Raw genomic sequence first — 19,206 nt, 5'->3', positions numbered from 1 at the left:
TCACCGCGACGCTGCCGACGCAGAAGGTCAACGTTCGGTTTTGCTTGATCAATCAGGTGGTCGGTCTGCGAGGCCATCACTGTGTGATTCCCGACGACGCGGCGGAGCACGGCGACAGAGGACAGCCTGCCTTGACGATCGGGCTTGTCAGGCATACGTGAAACTGGGCGCCAGGCTGGCCAAACTCACCCTGATCGCCGGCCCTGCTGTGGCCGCCCGACAGGCCAGGGAACACCGTGCCAGCTCACGATGGAGGTGGGAAGACTGAGCTGCCGTTACCACGCGATGCCGGAGGAGCGGGAAGCGCTAGCGAAAGAGGCCAGCATCGCGGCAGCGGATGTATCTCAGCGGGGACCGCCCGTCCCCGTCATGGCTGGGGAGGAAGGAGCGGTCCACGCTCACATCGCCTGGGCGATGGCGAGGAGGACGAACGTGTCGTAGGCGCTGGCCGCCCGGACAAGAGCTGGACCAGCCGGACGCTTCGAGTCACGGACGCCGATCTTGCTGTACTTGGTAGCCGACAGGTCGGCGACCTCGACGCAGCAGGACTTTCCGCCCCCGGAATGGGACGACTTGCGCCACGCCACTTCACCTGAGTTGGCCGCGCTGGGGCTGGCCTGAGCAGCCACGGGGTCTTCCCTTTCAGGTAGTTCTTGATTATTTTGCGCGAGGCATCGACGTCCAGAGCGGCATCCGCTACAGCGGCGAAGGTCATCGTGAACGCCTCTATATCTTCCGGGTCTTCCAGAAAGACGCTGCCTCGCAGGTGGTCGATCAGCATCACGGGCGGTGACGGGGGGCCGGAAGTCCATCACTGTCATATTGCTGGTGAGCCCGGGACGGCGGCGCGTGAACCCACGAGGTGTGGGTGCGACGCTGGCCGTCCGGGTACGGGTGTACGAGTGAGGCCCGCGTCCCCCGGCTAACTGGGGGAGGCGGGCCAAGGCGCTTCTGAGGGTCAGGCGTGCGCGCGGACAATCCTCGTGCTCTGGATGAACGCTGAGAAGGCGGTCGGCCCCAGAAGCAGAGCCGGGCCGTCCGGGTTCTTCGAGTCTCGTACAGCGATCCCGGCGTGAACCGTCCGGCTGAGATCGGCCACCTCAACGCACTGCTCGCCGCCGTCACTGAAGGACGACTTGAACCATGCCGCTTCGGTCAGCTCGATAGCGTGGAGCGTCTTCTGGCTGGTCATGACGAGGTCTCCTCCATGATGGATCTGATCTTCTCCCGTGAGTCGTCCACGGGAAGGGCGGCGGCCTGAATGAGCCCGAAGGCCGCTTCGTAGACCTTCACGTCGTCGGTCTTCTCGGTGAAGTTCCCACCGCGCAGGTTCTCGAGGTTGATCACCGTGGGCCAGGGCTGCGGGAAACGGACGACGTGGAAAGGCCCCACCATCCCAGGGTGCGGGTTGGCGAGTATCGGCATCACCTGGATGTGCACGTTCGGCAGGTTCGTCATGTCGATCAGGTGACGCAGCTGTTCCCGCATGAGGACGGGGTGAGTTGCCGACTTGTAGTGCAAGGTCGACTCGTGGATCACGGCCCACAACTCAAGCGGACCGCTGGGGCGGGTTGTATCGGTGAGGATCGCCTGCCGCTTCTTCCTCATCTCAACCAAGGCGTTGACCTCGCCTGCAGTGCGCGTGATCGCCGTAGCGGTGATGATCTCGCGGGCGTACTGCGGCACTTGCAGGAGACCGGGGAGTAGGCCTGGTGTGTAGACGCGGGTGGACTCGGCGTCCTCCTCCAAGCCGATGAAGTCGCGGTATGCCGTTTCGGGGAGGTCGCCGTAGCTGGCCCACCAGCCGACCTTGTTGGCGTCCCGTGCCAGCTCCTCCATTGCCGTGATCACGGGCTCGTCGGTGATCCCGTAGGCCTTGAGTAGCGGGGCGACGTCCTTGATCGGGAGGTGGGCCTTGGCGTTCTCGATCCGGTTGATCTTGCCGCCGTCCCAGCCCGTGGCGGCGGCCGCCGCATCGGTCTTCATGCCGGCCTGGACTCGGAATTCCCGGAGCGCGCTCCCGAGACGTCGTCTGCGGACGGTCTGCACAAGCGGAGGTGTGGGCACGGGAAGTTTGACCTTTCTACGGGTGGGCGGGGCGAAATTCGGGTGGGGCTTCCCTCTCCTCGGGGTGTGACGGCCTCGCTCCGGGTAAGTGTGCCCGGATCTGGGGTGTGAAGTCGACAGAACATCAGTACAGCCATTGGGAGTTCAGTCGCAATGGTTGCAGGCATCAGCACAACGGGTGCATCCTTCCATGAGCGGCAACCGTGACTGTGAGTCAGTTCGTGATCACCCGTCACTGTGGGTCAACTGGCCTGCCCTGCGAGAGAGCACTGTCTGCTCGCTGCTGCGTCCGCCCGCTCCCCGTCCGTACGGAGGACTGCGCCATGTCGATCGCCGCACTACCTGATGCCGACCTAAGACTCGTGGGAGTACCGCACCCGCTGCCGGTCCTTGACTGCTCGGAGGTCAACTTCCAGCGAACCGGGCTGCCGGAGAAGGACAGGCAGCGCCCGAGGCAGGCGCGGCGCATCGTGATGGCCTGCATGGGCGTCTGGGGCCTGCGCGACCTCGCGGACGACACCGCGCTTCTGCTGTCCGAGCTGGTCAGCAACGCCGTCGTGCACGGGGCCGGCGAGGCGGTGCGTGTTCGGCTCTTCCTGACCGAGGAGTACGTCTGCTTGGAGGTTCGGGGCGGCGGTTCGGGCGTTCCCCGGGTTCAGGCGGCCGACCATCTCGATGAGAACGGTCGTGGCCTCTTCCTCGTGGACGCGATGGCAGACGCTTGGGGAGTCACGGAGAAGGGCGCTTGCGTTTGGTGCGTCGTCGGATGGGACGCCCAACAGGCGGAGGGTTCGACATGACCTGGGACGTGGCTTTCGACGCCAGTGAGACAACCCGCATGCGCGTCCTTGAGGCGTTACAACCGATCCGGCCGTCGGTTCTGGAGTTGATCTTCGAGGACCTCGAAGTCGTCCTCGGCCAGGACTACGTGCCGGACGAGGACGAGATACAGGACCTCAGCCTGCGGATGCGCGGCCACCTCAGGCAGCTCCTCGCAGTGGTCCCTGAGTACGAGTCCAGATTGGACGAAATCGCCCCCCTCGTCGCAACCGCCCGCCGCCTGCTCGACGCGGAAGTGCCGGGCGACTTGGGTATCCGGGCGCACCTACGCCGAATGGCGCTGGCCGGCATCGGCCTGCTCGACCGTTTCGCCCCCGTGCCTGCGCCCTCCCCCTGACATTCCGCGTCCCCCTGGCGAACTTCCGGAGAGTCATGCCTACGACCGACCTCAACGCACTGCTCCGAAACCTGGGACTGACCACTCCCTGGGCACCCACGCATGCCGGCGGCTGGGACGAGCGCTTCATCGCCCAGCACGGGCCCATCACCCCCGCAGAGCAGCAGTTCGTCAACGACCACGTCCTGATCCGCACAGCCGGACGCACGGCGGTTGAGGTCGGATGTGGTACCGGCCGCTTCGCACACCAGCTCCACCACGCACACGGCTACCACGTGACCGGCTTGGACCTCGCGCACGCAAACCTCCAGCTTGCGCGAGTCCGCGGAGAAGCACCAGGGCTGTTGTATATGCGACACGACGTCGAAACCGGCCCCCCGCCGCACCTGCCCGTCGACGGCATTGACCTCGTCGTCGCCCGCCAGACGACCCTCTACCTCCGCGACCCCCAGCGATGGATCCACCAGGTTCGCACCCGATGGCTCCGGCCCGGTGGATGCCTCTACCTCCAAGTACTGGGCGACGAATTCGACGACCAGCGCGTCGGTCGAATCGGCCCCGAGAACATCGCCAGCTACACCGTCGGCTGGGCCACATGCGCCCACCTTGACGAAGGCCCTCGTACCCACCTGGCCTTGCACACCTCGATGTAGCACTACCCGCAGCCCCCATGACCCGACGAGGACCCGATGTGTGATCACAAGCCGCCGTGCCCACCGGCCAACGACGCGAACCGAGGCGAGGCACGGAGCCTGGCCCATCACCCCACCCAGGGCTGGAGTCTGCTGTGCAATGGTGTCCTGCTCTTCGAGGACACCGGCGAACTGCTGCCGGACGGCCAGACCATCGCACCGCGCCGGCCCGTCACCTCGGCGGCGGAATGAGGGGCGCCGCCAGCCACACACACTCCTCGCTGAACATTGCGGTGCTCCCGGCATCCCAGGCCTACGACTTCGAGTACATCCGGACCCGGCTCGCGGACCCGTCCGTGCTCGAGCACAGTGTGGCCATCCGCGTCTTCCGCGCTCCGCTGCTCGCCATCGCCGTCGGCGGGCCACGCCTCGGCGGCTACTTCCTCGCCGCGGAACCGATCATCGCAATGAGCGTCGTCAACCTCCTTACCGGACGGTACGGCTTCCCGAACCTGCGCCTGAGCTGGTCCTCGTCTCCCCACTCCGGCCATGCCGTCGAGTGGGGGGACACGCCGCCCCACCGGGGTGACCACGTGCAGTACGGCCGGTTCTACGGATACGCCGAGGCCGCCATCTCCGCGTACTCCCGTCCGCCCCAGACCCGAGAGCTGATGAAGCCGTGAACGCCGTTCGCCTGTCCCGACGCGAGCGCCAGATCATCCAGGAGCTGGCCGGCGGAGCCAGCCTGGCGATGGCCGCCCAGACACTCGGTATCAGCAAGCTGACGGCGAAGAGCTACCGGGACGCGGCCAGGAACAAGCTCGGCTGCCCGGCCATGGCGCCCGCGATGGTGGCCGCCGCGTACGACGCCAGCGCCCTGGAGATTCCGGCCCACGACGGCAGCGTCGTCGAAGTGACCGACGAACAGAGGGAACTTCTGCCCCTGCTGATCGCCGGACTCTCCACCACCCAGATGTCGAAAAAGCTCCATCAGCACATCGAACGGGTGCGCTCCAACCTGCGCCACCTGATGGCCGCGCTCGGCGGCAAGGGTCACGCCCACATGGTGACCCGCGCCTACCAGCTGGGACTCGCCGGGCCCCGGAGTCAGATCGTCGAACTGCACCAGTCCGCCGGCCAGGACGAACTCGTGGACGCTCCTGCTTCAGCCGCGCGGTAGCCCAGCCACCACCCCCACCCACCACATCCCACACGGCCCGAGGATCGATCGCCCTGGAGGCGCTGATGAACACCGCCGAATTACCTGCACCCCTGGCTACAGCTGCGGCCCCCGCACCAGAGCAGGTATTCGATCACGCTGATCAACGCATCAGGGCAGCCGCCGCCGCCCTGTGGCCGGACACGCACATCGACTTGGGCGTGCAGGTTCCCAGCCCCACCAGCTACGTGCGACGCATGCGGGTCGATGGCCAGCACGTGTATGCCAAGTATTCGTTCCTCGGGATGTCGCTGGTGTCCCTGTTGCGAGGCGCCGCCAGCAGTTGGCCCCAGGTGCAGGCCGCGCAAGAGCTGTACGTGCGGCGCCCGGACTCGCTGATACGACGTGAAGCTGCCCAGCTCTCCTACCTGTCCCGCCTCGCGAGCCCCCGCCCCGGGCGCTTCGCAGGACTGCACGACGGCGTCCTGTTCACCACCCCGGTCACCGGAACGCCGCTGTCACAGGCCCTGCTCGCGAACCCGGCCCGCACGACGGACCTCCTTGACCTGACTTTCAAGGAGCTCCGTCCCCTGCACGGTCGTGCTCCCCACGTCACGGACCCTGGCGTCATCGACACAGACCGCAGCATCACCGCCACGTTCGCCCGCAAGTTCGGTCGCTCCGCTTCCCGCGCCTACATCGACGAGCTCGCCGCCAGCCACGAACGCGAGCTCGCACCCGCGCTCCACCGCATCCGGCACCGGCTGCTCGCCGCCGGCCTGGCAGCCCCGACTCACCGCCGAGCCGTCTGCTTCGGCGACCTCAAACCCGAACACGTGATCATCCCCGCTGGGCCCGCCGAACGCCCCGTGTTCATCGACCCCGGCCTTCTGATCGCCAGCCCCGAGAGCGACCGCGCCAAGCTGATCAGCCGGACCATGCTGCTCTGTGCCGCCACCCGCCCCGCAGGGGCTGGGCAGATCATCGACGGGCTGGCCCGCCACGTCGACCACCACCTCGCCAGGACCGCCCGAGTGCAGCAGCCCGTGATCCTGCGGCAGTTGCTGACGTGGTGGCTGATGGACACCACCAGCATCGTTACGACCTACCTGGCCGCGCCGCACGGCCTTCCCCTGCCTCAGACCGGCCACGCCCTGATCGCCCGTGCGACGGCCGTCACCGCCATGGTCGACACCCTGGCTGACCAGCTTGAAAGCCGACTGCCCGCCCGTAAGGTCTGGCACAACGCTCTGGCCGCCGCCAAGGCGGTGACGTGATGATCACCACGATCGGGATCATCGGTGCCGGAGCCATCGGCCAGACCGTGTCCAATACGCTGATCGCCTCGGGCATCGCCGACCGGCTGCTGCTCGCCTCCCGCACGCTTCCCCAGGCGCAGGCCTTGGCCGACGACCTGGCAGACATGCGGACCTCCACCGGAGCCCGCACCGTTCCACTCGCCTGCCGGCCCGAAGAGACCATCACCGCGGACGCCCTCGTCATCGCGATCCGGGAGCGCTTCACCAACGACAATCGTCAAGACATTCGCATGGGAGGCGCCGAAGCCAACGCCCGCGCCATCCGAGACCTCGGCCGCCGCCTTCGCGGCTACCCCGGCATCGTGCTCATCGTCACCAACCCGGTCGACCTGATGACCCGCCTCTTCGCCGAGACTTCAGGCTGCTCCCGCGTCTACGGAATCGGGTCCAACCTGGACACGGCCCGTTACCGGCTCGCCCTGTCCGCGCTGATCGGCGTGCCCGCCGATCAGATCCGCGGCCACGTCATCGGCGAACACGGAGACAGCGCCGTCATCTGCGCGTCTACCACCACCGTCAACGGCGAGGCTATCGACATCCCCGTACGGGAAATCCGCAAGACGCTGGCCGACAGGCCCGGCAGCATCAGCAGCGGCGTCGGGCGCACCCGGTCCGGCCCCGCCGGAGCTGTCCTCACCACCTTGCGCCTGGCCCTGGGTCACAACGACGGCATCACCGAACTGTGCACCGCATGGCAGAGCCACTGGCTGGGCGTCCCCATGAAGTTCAGACACGGACTCGCCTGGCCGGTCCTGCCCTCCCTGAACCCCACCGAGACGGACCGGCTTGCCGCATCCGGGAACAAGCTCGCCTCCGCGTACCAGGAACTTGCCACCATCCAATAGAGAGGCCCACCCCAGGTGAGCATTACCGCCACCCGCATCACTGCCGGCCCGGCAGCGGTCACCGTCATCTCCGCCGACCGAGCGGTCACCAACTGGGTGCTCCGCTACTTCGGCCCCTGGTGGAGCGCCACCACCATCGACCCCTCCACCGTGTGCGCGGGGACCGTCGTCCTCGCCAACGTCGGCCTCGACGCCTACGCGCAGATGGAAGAGCACGTCCACAGTCGGCCCCACACCAGCGCCACCTACGCCAAAGCCCCCACCCTGGTGGCCAAAGCTGACGACGGCACCATTACTGCTGTCTCCCCCGGGGAGCAGCTGGGTTACCTCAGCGAGCCAGCCACCGGCCGCATCAAGGTCGTCGGGCCCAACCCGCTCCAGGTGTCCCTGGCCACCGCCCGCATCGCCCGCGACGCCGTACGCGGGCAGCTCCTACGCGACGGCTGGACCGTACTGCACGCCTCCGCCGTCATGATGGACGACCGCACCCTGCTGGCATTCGGCGACAAGGGCTCGGGCAAGACCACCACCGCCCTGACCCTCGCCACCCGGTGCGGCGCCCGCCTGCTGGCCAACGACAGGGTCTTCGCCCGCGCGGATGCGTTCGGGAACGTGACGATCCTGCCCTGGCCGTCCGCCGCCGCAGTCGGCCTCGGGCTCCTCAGCAGCCTCGGCCTGTACGAGAAAGCCGCTGAGCGCCTTGCTGCAGGCGAGAGGCTTCACCCCACTCAGGACCGACGGGTCACCGCCGCCCTGTGCAAGGGGGACCTCACGCCGCTCTGGGATCGCGGGCGGGAGCTCAAGGCACAGGTGTTCCCTGACCAGTTCGAGTCCTGGTTCGGGCTGACCCTGGCGACGGAGGGGCTGGCCACTGACCTGCTGTTCCCGCAGATCGCCGCCGGTGCCGAGCCCACCCTCCACGACACTTCACCGTCTCTGGGCGACGCCGACTTCATGCAGGGCGCCACCGAGGACCGCTATCCCGACATCTTCGGCCTCGCCCACGGCGTCACCGCCAGCGGCAGCACCGACGCCCGCGGCCAAGTGAGCGGCCTCCTCGGCCTGCTTCCCCACCACGCGTTCACCCTCGGACACGACCACGACCGGGCCTCCGTCTTCCTGACCAGGCTCATCGCTGCCGGCGTCGCCTGACCCTGACGTCCGTCCGGCGGCCCGGATGCCTTGAGCCCGGACCGTCGGACGGGCCAAGACTACCGTTCGCAGGGGAGGCCCCTTGGGGCTGCCCGACTCCCAGACTCGGGCAGCTCCAAGGGGGACGGCCCTCACCGCGTCAACCCTGTGCGTCGCACACGCAGTCAAGTCGTCCTACTCTCGCGGCGCTGGGAACAACTGTGTTGAGGTCGCCGTCGCCGGGGCGGTGCACGTCCGCGACTCCAAGCAGAACGACGTTTCCGGCCAGCCCTGGCTGCTGATTCCGGTGAGCGCGTGGATCGCGTTCATCCGGACCGTCTGAAGCCAGTCAACTGGGGTGTTCCTCCTCGCGCGAATCGGGGAGGATCACCCCAGCGACGTTTCACCATCTTGGCCTACGGCACTGACATGGGGCCATGGTCAGGACATGTACGGACCAGCCTCGGCGTCCCCGCTCCAGATGAGCTGACTGTCAGGTGTGACGGTCACTCCGAAGTCCCACAGCTCCGGGGAGCCGACTTCCTCCCAGTGGCGCTGCCCTGCTTCGACTTCTTCCAGGAGCAGGCGGGGGCCGGCCTCATGCACCGTCGTGGTGCCGGTCCGGTCGGTGGTGGCGGTGGCCCAGGAGCTGACGCCGTCATGCAGCCAGACGGTGAACTCCTCCTCCATGTCCGCAGTGGTGATCCGGATGTCCGGGTGGGACACCCTGAGTGCAAAGACCAGGTGCGCGTCGGCGAGTGGCCGCAGGTCTCGTTTGACGTGGACTGCGCGGTCGGGCGGGCAGTCGCCGCGGATGGCATGGTGCTCGCGTCCCTGGTCGACGCCGCGGCTGGGCATGAACATGCCCAGCCCCTGGACCCAGCCCATCGCGGACTTTCCGTCGTCGGCGACCGTGAGCGCGACGTGGCCGAGTCGGCCCCATGGGATGACGAGGCGGCCGCCGGGTCTGGTCTGCTCGATCCAGGCCCACGGGATCTGGTCAACGGCGTAGGTGGCGATCAGCCGGTCGAACGGTGCAGCCGCGGGCCAGCCGGCGTTGCCGTCGCCTGCGTGCACGGCGACGTCGCGCCCGGCCGCTGTGAGGCGGGAGCGGGCGGCTGCGGCCAGGCCGCCGTCGACCTCGAGGCTGGTGACCATCCCGGCGCCGGCGCGCGCAGCGAGAAGGGCGGCGTTCCAGCCGGCCCCGGTTCCGACCTCCAGCACCCGGTGGCCGGGTTCCAGGATCAGGGAGTCGAGCATGTCCGCGACGACGGCGACGCAAGACAGGCTGGAGCTGGGCAGGCCGTCCAGGATCTGAGTGATGGCGGAGTCGTCGGGGCCCGCGTAGACGAGGTCGGCCCAGCCCTCCGGATCGCGGCTGCGGTCCACGGGCACGTATGCGTGACCGTCCCACGTCCACAGCCGATCCGGGGCGAACTGATGCCGGGGGACGCTCTCCAGGATGGCCTGGCGGACCCACTCGGAGTCCGCCGGCCACACGCCCTGGGCGTCCATGGCGTCCGTCAGCGCGAGCCGACGATCATCGAGATGCATGTCCTCGTGCTACTTCCTACGCTTGCCAGAGCCGGAGCCCGGGTTGGGCGCCTTGCCGTCCGAGTTCCCCGGCGGCGGCGTCCCGCCCGAGAGAGGGGCGTCCGGCTTCGCGTGGCTGCCGCCTCCGCTGCTTCCGCCCTTGTCCTTCGGCATGGTGAGCTCCCCTCACAGTCGAGTGATGGTGCTGGACCCGGCACCGAGGCGGTCGTCCAGTGGCTGCCCGCAATCTGGTGCCGGGGACCACGACACCACAAAGGCGCGCTCCGCGGACCACGTTGCCCACGTCATGCATCACGTATGCAGATTCTGCATACGCACTGTGCGCGAGTGATCACAGCCTCTAAAGTGGGGGCGGCAGACCCAACGCTTATCGGAGGGCGCCGTGAGCACTGACCCGCTCTGGAGCTCCCGCCGCGTCCTTGAGTTCGCCGAGGGCCGGCGCTCAGGTTCACTCATCCGAGTGGGCCGGCAGGCCCGTGGATGGCGCCAGAGCGACCTTGGCATCCGGCTGGCCTGCTCACAGTCCACCGTCTCGCGCCTGGAGCAAGGCCGGTTCCTCGACCTGCCGCTGCTCAAGCAGGCTGCGGCCGAGGTAGGTGTCCCTTTGCCACTCCTCAACGCGTCCTTAGGCCTAAGTTCCCCACGAACAACTACAGTTCTCAGCGACAGGACACCGGTCGAGGAGGATCCCATGCGCCGCCGTCCCCTCATCACCGCAGCGGCGCTCGCTGTCCCGATCAGCCTGATGACCCGGCTGGAATCCGCGCTCGCCTCGACACCAGAGTCCAGCGGCGCCCCTGCCCGCACGCTGGATGCCCGCCTGGCGGCCGCAAGGGGCCAGTTCGACGCAGCCGCCCACTCCGGACTCCTTCGCATGCTGCCGGGCCTGCTCGCCGACACCCACCAGGCCGCATCCGAGACCCGCCGGGATCTCGACTATGCGCGCTTGTCGTCGGCGTACACCATCGCCTCCCAGCTCCTGAACAAGCTGGGGCAGTACAAGCATTCACGGCTGACCGCGGACAGGGCCACCCTGTATGCAGAGGTATCCGGCTCCCCGCTCGCCGCGGCCGCCGCCACCCGCGAGCTTGCCGCCGTGCTCCGCCACCAGGGCCTGGAAGCCGCAGCGCAGGGGCACATCGAAGCCGCTGTCGCCCGTATGGAAGCCACTGGCCTCACCGCTGACGCGCAGGCCTCCGCCTTCGCTCAGATGCTGTGTAGCACTGCCTACACGGCCGCCGTCGCAGGGGACCGCGACCAAGCACTGGTCATGATTAGGGAAGCAGCCCGCGCGGCCCGCGACCTGCCTGACGTCGCCCCGGCCGGACGTCTCTTCCCCATCACCCCGCGAGCTGTCGACCTGTACGCCGTCGGCGTCCACTGGGCCCTCGGTGACGCCGGAACCGCGCTCGAAGCTGGCCGGAATCTGCGCGCTGACCAGTTTCCGACCATCGAGCGCAAGGGTCGCATGCACACCGACCTCGCCCGCGCATGGTGGCAGCGATCGAAGCCCGAGCAGACGGTCGGCGAACTCCTTGCCGCGGCCCGGCTTGCGCCCGGAGAGGTCCGCGACCGTCCCGCGATCCGGCAGATCGTGGACGACCTCTTTGCCAAGCATCCCCACGTCAGCGGAGTCCGCGAGCTCGTCGCTGTGAGCGCCGCATAGACCAACCGCCTACCCGGTGCGCTCGCCTTCGACCGACGGATCCGCGGCGGGCGAGGTAGCGGCGCACGCCTGGGCCGCGGCTGCGTATGTCGGCCCGCCGTACAGCGGGACGTGGGCGAGCGGGTGACGGGTGCCGATGCCGTGTTGGCGATCGTAGGCGGTGTCTGCGCTTTGGGAACCGGGCGCCCACCGGCTCACCCTGCGTGTTGTCCTCGGTCAGGCGCACGCCGATGCCGCCAGGGAACTCGCCGAGGAACTCGTCCGGGGTCAGGTCTCCTTCATGCTCCCGCACGGGGACTACCTCATCGTGAACCAGCGCCGGTTCCTGCACGGACGGGAGGCGCTCCACAGCGGTTAGGAGACCGCCCCGGTCGCCGATAGACGGCTGCTCCTCCAGCTGTTCCTGCGCGCGAGGGCCGGCGACGGCGCGGCCGCGTAGCCGGCCGACGGCACCGGTGACCCACCGGTCCCGCCCCCGGGTTCAGCCCCCGAGCATGCGGCACGGCCACAGGGCGGGGCTCGGTTCGGGTGCCACCGGGAAACGGTTGCGCATCGGGCTCCCTGGGCCCGTGCACGGATCAGATGCGCGAGTTGCGCAGCGACTGCCACACCGCGCCGGCCAGCGCCCGCGTCGCCCGCGGGGCCGACAGGTGCTCGTGCTCGCGGTACAGGGCCCAGTTGTATTGCACGAGCGACAGCTTGTTGGAGGACAGCGATCCCGCCTGGTGGGCCCTGTACACCGCAAGCGGCTCAGCCAGGCCCCGGGCGTCAGCACCGTCCCGCATGATCGACAGCCAGAGGGCGTAGTCCTGGCGCTTGCGCATCTCCGGCATCAGCCTCGTGCCCAGGACATTGCGGTCGTACATGGCGGTAAGAGCACCGATGTGGTCTTGGACCAACATCGCGCGGTAGTCCACGTGCTCCCGCGCACGGACCACCCGCCCGTTCGGGACCCAGTCGGTGCTCTCGCCGTCGTAGTCGGCGTCCATCTTGAAGTACGAGGTGAACGTCAAAGGCGCAGTGGCCTCCGCAGCGAAGGCGAGCTGCTTCTCGGTCTTCTCCGGCAGCCACATGTCGTCGCTGTCGAGAAAGGCGATGTAGTCCCCGCGGGCCCGCTCCATCGCGAGGTTGCGGGCCCGGCCCGCACCGCCCCGCTCGGGTGCCGACTCCGGCAGGACGCGCTCGTCCTGCTCAGCGAACTCGCGGAGCAGGTCCATGGAGCCATCGGAGGACTGGTCGTCGGTGACCAGCAGCTCCAGGTCGCTGTGGGTCTGCGTGAGCACCGATCGGACGGCTGCGCTGAGGGTGGCTGCCGAGTTGTACACGGGCATCACGACAGACACCAAAGGCACAGCGATTCTCCTTGCCAGACCAGGAACGACGGTCCATTCAAGCACCGCAATCGAGCAGGAGCTGACATGCAGGTAGTTGTCGCTGGTCAGGGCTACGTAGGGCTTCCACTGGCCGTACGCGCCGCAGAGGTAGGTCACCGTGTCGTCGGCTACGACGTGGACCCGCACCGCGTCCAGCAGCTCGCTGCCGGCCAGTCCTACGTGGAGGACGTGGCCCCCTCGCGGCTCCGCGCGGTGCTGGACTCCGGGGCCTACTCCGCGACCGCCGACGCTGCCGCGCTGGCCGGCTTCGACATCGCCGTGATCACCGTGCCGACTCCGCTGCGGGATGGAGTGCCCGACCTGACCTACATCGAGGCCTGCGCTCGGACGCTGGGCGGGCACCTTCGCCGCGGTGCGACAGTGGTCCTGGAGTCCGCGAGCTATCCCGGCACCACCGAGGAACTGCTGGTGCCGATCCTGGAGCAGGCCTCGGGCCTCAAAGGCAGGGTGGACTTCCTGGCCGGATTCAGTCCACTTCGACGGGAACTTCATCAGCGGGCACACGAGCGAGTTCTGGGCCGCATACAGCGGGCGGCCGTTCTACGGACCGCGAGCCCATCTGCTGCGCGCGGTGTGTACGTGCGGGTGGACCGGCACCGAGTACCCGCTGGACTGGCAGCGGATCGGCGAAACGCCCCTGCACGAGGACGAGCGTACGTACCTGGACGCGGAGAACTGCCGCGATGACTGGGACCGGCACATCGAGACCGTCGACGAGTCGACCATCGCGTTCCCTCGCGAGGTCGAGGACCTGCTGACGAAGGTGAGCGAGTCGCTCGACCGCCTCGCGGGCGAATCGCCCGCCGCGGCGTTGAAGGCCGCGAGCCGGCTGGAGATCCTCGCGCGGAGTATCGGCCACGACGCGGCCTATGCCGCGCAAAGGTCGATGGAGCCGGAAGAAATCGGCATGGCCCTGGGCATCACCGGAGACCAGGCCAAGGATCTCCTCGACCACTACCGGCGCCTGTAGTGCAGCCCGTCAGCGCTGAGGCGGCCAGCCGACTGCCGCAGCTGCCGCACGCCAGGACCCCGACCTCGCAGCAGCCGACCCCGGCGGTGAGAGCCGCCGACCCGCACTGCTGCGCTCACTCCTCGCTGGTGTCCGGGCTCCAGACGGCCGGCCCGCCGCCAAGCCAATCGATCAGCACAGGGTCGTCCAGGCGGACGCTGTCCGGGTCCAGGCCGGCCCGCCGGAGCTCGCCCGCCACATGGCCCTGACCACCCACCAGGCCCTCACTACCCCCTGGACGCACCCCTGGCGGCCGCGCCGCGGGTCTCGGCGGCCGCCGCCCGCTCCCGCTCCACCGCCCCCGGCCGCTGGCCGATGGCAGGCTCCGGCGGGGTCCCGTTGCCGCACGCCGGCTGGGTCATGCCGAGTCTGAGGGGGTGCAGGGCTACTGGGCTGTGCTGGTGGGGCGGGTGGTGGTGAGGGCGAGGGTGAGGGACAGGGCCATGGTGGTGTTGTGGTCCTTGATGGCGTTGGCGGCTCGGTGGAGGCGGTGTCGGCGGTCGGTGGCCGGGACCGCGACGGCGATGGAGGCGGTGCGGCCGGGCAGTATCAGCGGGCTGGCCGCGCAGACATCCTGGTCGGAGTACTCCTCGAAGTCGTACTGGAGGGGTGAGAGGTCGAATGCGCGAAAGAGGCTGTCGGGGTCGGTGATCGTGTGACCGGTCAGCTTCCTGGGCCGGTAGCGGGAGAGGTGGTCAAGGCGTGCTTCGCGGCCCAGCTGCGCGAGATTGGCTTTGCCGAGCGCGCTGGCGTGGGCGGACTCGCGGAAGTCGACGTACTGGTTGACGGTCGGGATGCCGGGCTGGGCGGCCTCGTGAGAGACGCGGATGTCGCCGTCGACGTATCCGCCGATGTAGATCGCGCCGTGGGTCTTGAGGCTGAGGTGCTCGAGGAATTCCTGGACCACGTCACGGCCTTCGGCAGCAGCAATCAGGACTGGTCCGGGCGCGTGCCCACCGTCCCTGCCGGTGATGGTGAAAACGTGCTCGCGAAGCCAGGTGAGGACCTCGGAGGTATGGCGGGGCGGTAGGCCGCTGACGCGGCTCAGGGCGGCCAGGCTGACGGGCATGTCGGCGCTCCGGATGACTTCGAGGATCTCCAGGCGTCGCATGACCGCATCGGTGGCCTGGCTGCTGCGACGGGCACGTGATGCCCACAAGGTGTCCGGCCGGTGGGGGCGGTGGCCGGAGCCGGGAGCCTTTGGCTCGCGCGGCGCCTGCGTGCCGGCCGTATCGGGGGTGGGTTGCGTGACGGCCGTTTCCGGGTGGGGCTCGGTGTCGGGCGGGGACATGAGAGCGGAGGCGACCATCATCCGCTGCCACAGGGGGCGCACGTCGTCGGGCTGCCCGCGCAGTGCCGTTGTCAGGGCGGCGACGAACGCCCAGTCGGCCAGGTCCCGCTCGGGTCGCTCGCTCACCAGAGCGCGCGCGACCCGGCGCGGGTTCAGCGTCAGGTGCTGGAAGCAGATTTCGTCGGGGGTAGGGGAGCCGGCCGCGATACACATGCCGCGCAGCGCGGACTTGAGGCAGGCGGCGGCCTGGAGGAAGTCTTCGGGGCCGGGCAGCGCGACCGGGGGGATGCCCTGGGCCTTCTCCCACAGGGGCCGAAGGTCGGCGGGGTCGGCGCCGCACAGTTCGGCGATCGCCTTGACGTCCCTCCACTTCGGGTGCCGCTTGCCGACCAGGATCAGCGAGAGCAGGGACGGAGAGATGCCGGCTTCGCCGGCCAGCCACCGCTGGGTGCGTCCGGAGGCTCGGTGCAGATGCGAGAGGGCCGTGGTGAGCTGGTAGGCGGGGTCCCCGGGCAGGGCGGGACTGGGCAGGGTGCTCTCCCCTTTTACGGAGTCGGGTGCGGAGGTGGGCCGGACGGGGCGCGGCCGCGGGGGGCGGTGTCCGGGGCCCGAGCCGCGCTCGGCCCGCCAGTGAAGGATCTTGGCGACCTGCTCGTCGCCGTACCTGGCCCGGGCGGCCGAGACGGACATCGACAGCGCGTGGCCGATGTCCGTCCACGGGGCCCCGTACTCGAATGCCTGCCGGACGGCGACCGCCTTCAGGTCGGCCACGTCACGCTCGAGGCGCAGAGCCTCCTTGAGCAGTTCCAAAGGACGGGCCGGCAGTGGAAGCTGACTGTGCTGCAGGGCCGCTGACGCCCGCGCAGAGACCGACTTCGCGATCCTCGCGACATCCTCGTCATGCTTCTGCGAATAGCTGAGCACCGTCTTCTGCCGCGCACGGTAGGCGGCGGTACGGCACTCGGTCCCGCAGTACTTCGGAGGCCGGCCGCTCGTCTTCGGGCGGAAGAACCTGCTCTTGCAGTTCGGGCAAAGGATCTTCGACATCACTTTGTGCGACATAAGATTCCTTAAGGGGCATATGGGGGTGGCGAACCGATGGTCGCGCCACCCCACTTTTTTGCCGTGGTTCCCCAAGGCCTTGGGCCTCACGGGGAGGAAGAAACGTCCCACTCGTCACAGAAGCCCGTCACGAGCGGGGCGAGGCGGCCAGCCTCAGGCCGCAGCTCCCGCGGCCGGACTCTGTGCGGTCCAGGACCGTGAACGCTGCACGGACCAGCTAGAACGCCGTCCGTACCCCAGCAGCACGGGAAGAATCACCAGTACCACGGAGGCCTGCGAAGGGGCGAAAATCAAAATCACGCCCGTGAAAACAACGGCCAGAAACGGCATCAACTGCACGTCGACACATTTGTCGACAGCCCCAGAGGACTGGGCCACCCTCAGAGTGGGCATGCTACGGTCGAAACCGCTGCTCAGGGCCTTAAGGTGCTCGGCAGACTCTCGGATAACGGACATAGCGCTCCCTTGTTCGAGACGGTGAGAGGAGAGCCCCTGTCATTGGTTGACGGCCGGGCAGGGGCCTCCGAAATCGAGACACTAATCGGTCGCGAGACCACCGAAGCCGCCGTCGACGAGAGACCCCCAGACGCGGCAAAATGAGCCATCAAAACAGCAACATGAACATGTGAAATGCTCAATGCTGATCAAGTGAGAGCGTCGGTTCCGTAAACGCCGTGGCTGGGGCTGGAGCGTTCTGCCCGGTGGCGGGCGGCTGTCGAGATGGCCCTGCTGGGCGACTGGGTGGACCTGCTCCATGACCGAGTGGCCGACGACCTGGCGCTCAGGCACCTGCTGTGCTTGGAAACCGACGAGGAACACCGACATCTGATGCCGCTGTGGGAGCACCGCACCCGCGGCCAGCACGTCACCCTGCTGAGCCGGCCCGTCGGCGACGTCCTCACGCTCGCCGACATGGTCACCGACCGGCACAGGCGCTCCTCGAGGAGATGGCGGCCCGTACCTGGGTGCCGGCGCCGTCTCCTGGGCGGCGGCCGCCGTCGACAGCGCGTAGCCCGCGGTGTACGGCGAGCGGGGTCCGCCGTCTTGTGCCTTCAGGCTCTGCATCGATCACACATCGCCGCCTACTCGCCCGCGATACTTGGACCATGGACAGCCACGAGGGGACCGCGACGCTTGAGTGGTGGGCAAATCGATCAACATGTCTGGGCAGGCTTCGTGTGCGGGTCGCGGTCCGTGCCGCCGGAGGCGACTGGACGTGCGAGGCGGCTCTCGAACCTCCCTTGGCCGACGGGGAGAGGGAGAGCGTCAACTTCCTGATGCAGCTCGATCCGCACTTCACGCTGCGCTTTGACGAAGAGAGCACGCTGCTGGTCAACGTCGTCGAAGCAGGAGTTGAGGGACGACTCATCCTCACCGCAGCCGAGACCGACATTGAGGAGCCGACCGGAACCAGGCAGGTGCCGCACCGGTAGTCCCAGGGGGTCGTCCTGCGGTGCCGGTCAGCACGGCCGCTCTGCTGGCCTGTCAGGGCTGGGGGATCTCACTGTTCATGAAGTCCCGAAGGTGGTCCTGGCAGTTCTGGCGCCCCTCCAACGGCGGCAATCCGGCGGCCTCGCACGCGTGGCAGATCACCTCGACCATGATTCCGGCCGCCTCGTACCGCTCCTCGTCCCCGCTGAACCGGACCGCAGCGGCGTGTGCCATCGCACGGGCAGGCTTCCGGTCGGCCACGGCGGTCGCTGTTCTCGGGCCGCTGAGGCCGGCGGCGGTGTTTGGAGCGGTACTGGTACGCGCAGACGGGCGTTCCGCAAGCGGCGCATACTCGTCGATCACCATCGAGAACCGTGTCCCAGCTCCCGACCTTCCGCCAATGCTGTCGTTCGATCGGTGCTCTTCAAGTCGTCATGCCGAGCATTGGCCCTCATCGGGATTCACCTGCGGGTGCAGTGGCGTTTCACCGGTGAACCTACTTCCACGACCGGGTGAACCCCGCGCCGTAGGCCTGTTCTTGAGGGTGTGTGGGCCGGTACAACCGTCCCATGATGATCATGATGCGGGCCGCGACCGCTGCCGCTCTTGCCCTGTCCCTGCCCGCCACCGCTGCGCACGCCGCCGAGCAGCGCGCCGTGCCGCAGGTCCTCCCCATGGGGGTCGCGGTGACCGCGCTCCCGCTGGCTGTGGAGGACCGAACCGGCTACCAACGCACCAGCTTCAAGCACTGGAACGCGGGAGCGAATCCGTCGGACGGCTGCAATACCCGCGCCGAGGTGCTGATCGCGGAGGCGGTCCAGGCGCCGGAGGTCGGTCCGGGCTGCACCCTGACCGGCGGGGTGTGGTGGTCGTATTACGACGAGCGGGAGGTGTCACCGGCCGGGGCGCTGGACATCGACCACCTGGTCCCGCTCGCCGAGGCCTGGGACTCCGGTGCCAGTTCGTGGACCGCACAAAGGCGCGAAGCGTACGCCAACGACCAAGGCCAGCTCTCCTCCCTGGTCGCGGTGACGGCGCGTTCGAACCGGAGCAAGGCGGATCAGGATCCGGCGGAGTGGTTGCCGCCGTCGGCGGATGCGCTGTGCCGGTACGGCGCGGAGTGGACTGCGACCAAGCTCCGCTGGGGCCTGGCAGTCGACGAGCTGGAACGCGACCGGCTCTTGGAACTCGCGGCTGGCTGCGGCGGAACCGACGTCGAGTTCACCCCCGCCCCGTAGACAGGGCGGGGCAAGGGCTGATGGCCGCTCCCCCTGAGGGGAGCGGCCTTGCGGTCGCCAGGCAGGACACGCTATGCGCAAAGCGGCGCAGGATGTTCCGGCCTTCCAGACGGGCCGTCAGGAGAGCGACCGGAGACGGGTGTGTCCAGTTAACGGCTGATCTTGGTTTTGAGGTTCAGTTGTTGGCTGGGGTGAGCCGGCCCTCGAAGGCGATCTGGAAGGCGTTCAGGG

Annotated in this window: 24 protein-coding genes and 2 pseudogenes; 16 read left to right on the top strand and 10 right to left on the bottom strand. The window is 68.4% G+C overall.

The features are described from left to right. Nucleotides 1-398 precede the first annotated feature (398 nt). The 4 genes and pseudogenes from ACFWB8_RS17420 to ACFWB8_RS17405 form a co-directional block, all read right to left on the bottom strand. Nucleotides 399-629, bottom strand: a complete 231-nt coding sequence (locus tag ACFWB8_RS17420; RefSeq protein WP_385226947.1) for a DUF397 domain-containing protein — start codon at nt 627-629, stop codon at nt 399-401. A 35-nt stretch (nt 630-664) separates the two neighbouring features. Continuing rightward, nucleotides 665-781: pseudogene (locus ACFWB8_RS17415) on the bottom strand (Scr1 family TA system antitoxin-like transcriptional regulator); the annotation flags it as partial. A gap of 177 nt (nt 782-958) precedes the next feature. Next, nucleotides 959-1,192: a DUF397 domain-containing protein gene (locus ACFWB8_RS17410; protein ID WP_385226944.1), complete on the bottom strand. Its 234-nt coding sequence runs from the start codon at nt 1,190-1,192 to the stop codon at nt 959-961. Continuing rightward, on the bottom strand, nt 1,189-2,049 hold the full coding sequence (locus tag ACFWB8_RS17405; RefSeq protein WP_385226941.1) for a helix-turn-helix domain-containing protein: 861 nt from the start codon (nt 2,047-2,049) through the stop codon (nt 1,189-1,191). Before ACFWB8_RS17405 ends, ACFWB8_RS17410 begins: the two co-directional genes overlap by 4 nt. A gap of 341 nt (nt 2,050-2,390) precedes the next feature. Here ACFWB8_RS17405 and ACFWB8_RS17400 point away from each other — a divergent pair, with 341 nt between their 5' ends. The 10 genes from ACFWB8_RS17400 (at nt 2,391) to ACFWB8_RS17355 (ending at nt 8,673) form a co-directional block, all read left to right on the top strand. Then, nucleotides 2,391-2,867: an ATP-binding protein gene (locus ACFWB8_RS17400; RefSeq protein ID WP_385226938.1), complete on the top strand. Its 477-nt coding sequence runs from the start codon at nt 2,391-2,393 to the stop codon at nt 2,865-2,867. Further along, complete coding sequence (locus ACFWB8_RS17395) at nt 2,864-3,244, top strand: DUF6415 family natural product biosynthesis protein (protein ID WP_385226935.1); 381 nt, start codon at nt 2,864-2,866, stop codon at nt 3,242-3,244. The genes ACFWB8_RS17400 and ACFWB8_RS17395 overlap by 4 nt, the downstream gene beginning before the upstream one ends. Before the next feature lie 35 nt (nt 3,245-3,279). After that, the gene (locus ACFWB8_RS17390; protein ID WP_385226932.1) at nt 3,280-3,897 is read left to right on the top strand and encodes a class I SAM-dependent methyltransferase; all 618 of its coding nucleotides are present in this window, start codon (nt 3,280-3,282) and stop codon (nt 3,895-3,897) included. 36 nt (nt 3,898-3,933) lie between these two features. Further along, nucleotides 3,934-4,128 (top strand): DUF5999 family protein, encoded by a 195-nt coding sequence (locus tag ACFWB8_RS17385; protein ID WP_385226929.1) that lies wholly within the window; start codon nt 3,934-3,936, stop codon nt 4,126-4,128. Between the two features lie 41 nt (nt 4,129-4,169). Beyond that, nucleotides 4,170-4,559 carry a DUF6302 family protein gene (locus ACFWB8_RS17380; RefSeq protein WP_385226927.1) on the top strand — a complete coding sequence of 130 codons (390 nt, stop codon included), beginning with the start codon at nt 4,170-4,172 and terminating at the stop codon, nt 4,557-4,559. Then, nucleotides 4,556-5,056, top strand: a complete 501-nt coding sequence (locus tag ACFWB8_RS17375) for a LuxR C-terminal-related transcriptional regulator (protein ID WP_385226924.1) — start codon at nt 4,556-4,558, stop codon at nt 5,054-5,056. Before ACFWB8_RS17380 ends, ACFWB8_RS17375 begins: the two co-directional genes overlap by 4 nt. Nucleotides 5,057-5,121: 65 nt before the next feature. Continuing rightward, nucleotides 5,122-6,312: a hypothetical protein gene (locus ACFWB8_RS17370; protein WP_385226921.1), complete on the top strand. Its 1,191-nt coding sequence runs from the start codon at nt 5,122-5,124 to the stop codon at nt 6,310-6,312. Further along, the gene (locus ACFWB8_RS17365; protein WP_385226918.1) at nt 6,312-7,199 is read left to right on the top strand and encodes an NAD(P)-binding domain-containing protein; all 888 of its coding nucleotides are present in this window, start codon (nt 6,312-6,314) and stop codon (nt 7,197-7,199) included. Before ACFWB8_RS17370 ends, ACFWB8_RS17365 begins: the two co-directional genes overlap by 1 nt. A 15-nt stretch (nt 7,200-7,214) precedes the next feature. Continuing rightward, nucleotides 7,215-8,351 carry a hypothetical protein gene (locus ACFWB8_RS17360; protein WP_385226915.1) on the top strand — a complete coding sequence of 379 codons (1,137 nt, stop codon included), beginning with the start codon at nt 7,215-7,217 and terminating at the stop codon, nt 8,349-8,351. 82 nt (nt 8,352-8,433) lie between these two features. Continuing rightward, nucleotides 8,434-8,673 (top strand): DUF397 domain-containing protein, encoded by a 240-nt coding sequence (locus ACFWB8_RS17355; protein ID WP_385226911.1) that lies wholly within the window; start codon nt 8,434-8,436, stop codon nt 8,671-8,673. Nucleotides 8,674-8,771: 98 nt separating this feature from the next. On the opposite strand, the gene ACFWB8_RS17350 is transcribed toward ACFWB8_RS17355, so the two are convergent. After that, on the bottom strand, nt 8,772-9,884 hold the full coding sequence (locus ACFWB8_RS17350; protein ID WP_385226907.1) for a methyltransferase domain-containing protein: 1,113 nt from the start codon (nt 9,882-9,884) through the stop codon (nt 8,772-8,774). A 382-nt stretch (nt 9,885-10,266) separates the two neighbouring features. Between ACFWB8_RS17350 and ACFWB8_RS17345 the strand changes: the two genes are divergently transcribed. Further along, nucleotides 10,267-11,550, top strand: a complete 1,284-nt coding sequence (locus tag ACFWB8_RS17345; protein ID WP_385226904.1) for a multiprotein-bridging factor 1 family protein — start codon at nt 10,267-10,269, stop codon at nt 11,548-11,550. 160 nt (nt 11,551-11,710) lie between these two features. Next, nucleotides 11,711-11,908: a hypothetical protein gene (locus ACFWB8_RS17340; RefSeq protein WP_385226901.1), complete on the top strand. Its 198-nt coding sequence runs from the start codon at nt 11,711-11,713 to the stop codon at nt 11,906-11,908. A gap of 220 nt (nt 11,909-12,128) precedes the next feature. Here the strand turns inward: ACFWB8_RS17340 and ACFWB8_RS17335 are convergent, their stop codons facing one another. Beyond that, a complete protein-coding gene (locus tag ACFWB8_RS17335; RefSeq protein WP_385226898.1) occupies nt 12,129-12,902 on the bottom strand; it encodes a glycosyltransferase family 2 protein in 774 nt (257 codons plus the stop codon). A 66-nt stretch (nt 12,903-12,968) separates the two neighbouring features. On the opposite strand from ACFWB8_RS17335, the pseudogene ACFWB8_RS17330 reads away from it, so the two are divergent. Then, a pseudogene (locus tag ACFWB8_RS17330) lies at nt 12,969-13,424 on the top strand (NAD(P)-binding domain-containing protein); the annotation flags it as partial. A 91-nt stretch (nt 13,425-13,515) separates the two neighbouring features. Next, a complete protein-coding gene (locus ACFWB8_RS17325; RefSeq protein ID WP_385227118.1) occupies nt 13,516-13,914 on the top strand; it encodes a hypothetical protein in 399 nt (132 codons plus the stop codon). Nucleotides 13,915-14,180: 266 nt separating this feature from the next. Here ACFWB8_RS17325 and ACFWB8_RS17320 read toward each other — a convergent pair whose 3' ends face one another. The 3 genes from ACFWB8_RS17320 to ACFWB8_RS17310 form a co-directional block, all read right to left on the bottom strand. Next, nucleotides 14,181-14,315, bottom strand: a complete 135-nt coding sequence (locus tag ACFWB8_RS17320; RefSeq protein WP_385226895.1) for a hypothetical protein — start codon at nt 14,313-14,315, stop codon at nt 14,181-14,183. Between the two features lie 23 nt (nt 14,316-14,338). Continuing rightward, nucleotides 14,339-16,306, bottom strand: a complete 1,968-nt coding sequence (locus tag ACFWB8_RS17315) for a helix-turn-helix domain-containing protein (protein WP_385226892.1) — start codon at nt 16,304-16,306, stop codon at nt 14,339-14,341. Nucleotides 16,307-16,843: 537 nt separating this feature from the next. After that, entirely contained in the window at nt 16,844-17,371 is a 528-nt protein-coding gene (locus tag ACFWB8_RS17310) for a hypothetical protein (protein ID WP_385226889.1), read from the bottom strand. A 41-nt stretch (nt 17,372-17,412) separates the two neighbouring features. Here ACFWB8_RS17310 and ACFWB8_RS17305 point away from each other — a divergent pair, with 41 nt between their 5' ends. Beyond that, complete coding sequence (locus ACFWB8_RS17305; protein ID WP_385226886.1) at nt 17,413-17,739, top strand: hypothetical protein; 327 nt, start codon at nt 17,413-17,415, stop codon at nt 17,737-17,739. 52 nt (nt 17,740-17,791) lie between these two features. On the opposite strand, the gene ACFWB8_RS17300 is transcribed toward ACFWB8_RS17305, so the two are convergent. Then, the gene (locus ACFWB8_RS17300; protein ID WP_385226883.1) at nt 17,792-17,971 is read right to left on the bottom strand and encodes a hypothetical protein; all 180 of its coding nucleotides are present in this window, start codon (nt 17,969-17,971) and stop codon (nt 17,792-17,794) included. A gap of 335 nt (nt 17,972-18,306) precedes the next feature. Here ACFWB8_RS17300 and ACFWB8_RS17295 point away from each other — a divergent pair, with 335 nt between their 5' ends. Next, nucleotides 18,307-18,975, top strand: coding sequence for an HNH endonuclease family protein (locus ACFWB8_RS17295; protein ID WP_385226880.1), 669 nt, complete (start codon nt 18,307-18,309; stop codon nt 18,973-18,975). Nucleotides 18,976-19,206 lie beyond the last annotated feature (231 nt).

The sequence above is a fragment of the Streptomyces sp. NPDC060031 genome (genome assembly GCF_042736805.1).
Lineage (GTDB): Bacteria > Actinomycetota > Actinomycetes > Streptomycetales > Streptomycetaceae > Streptomyces.
This window is presented reverse-complemented; position numbering and strand designations above follow the sequence as displayed.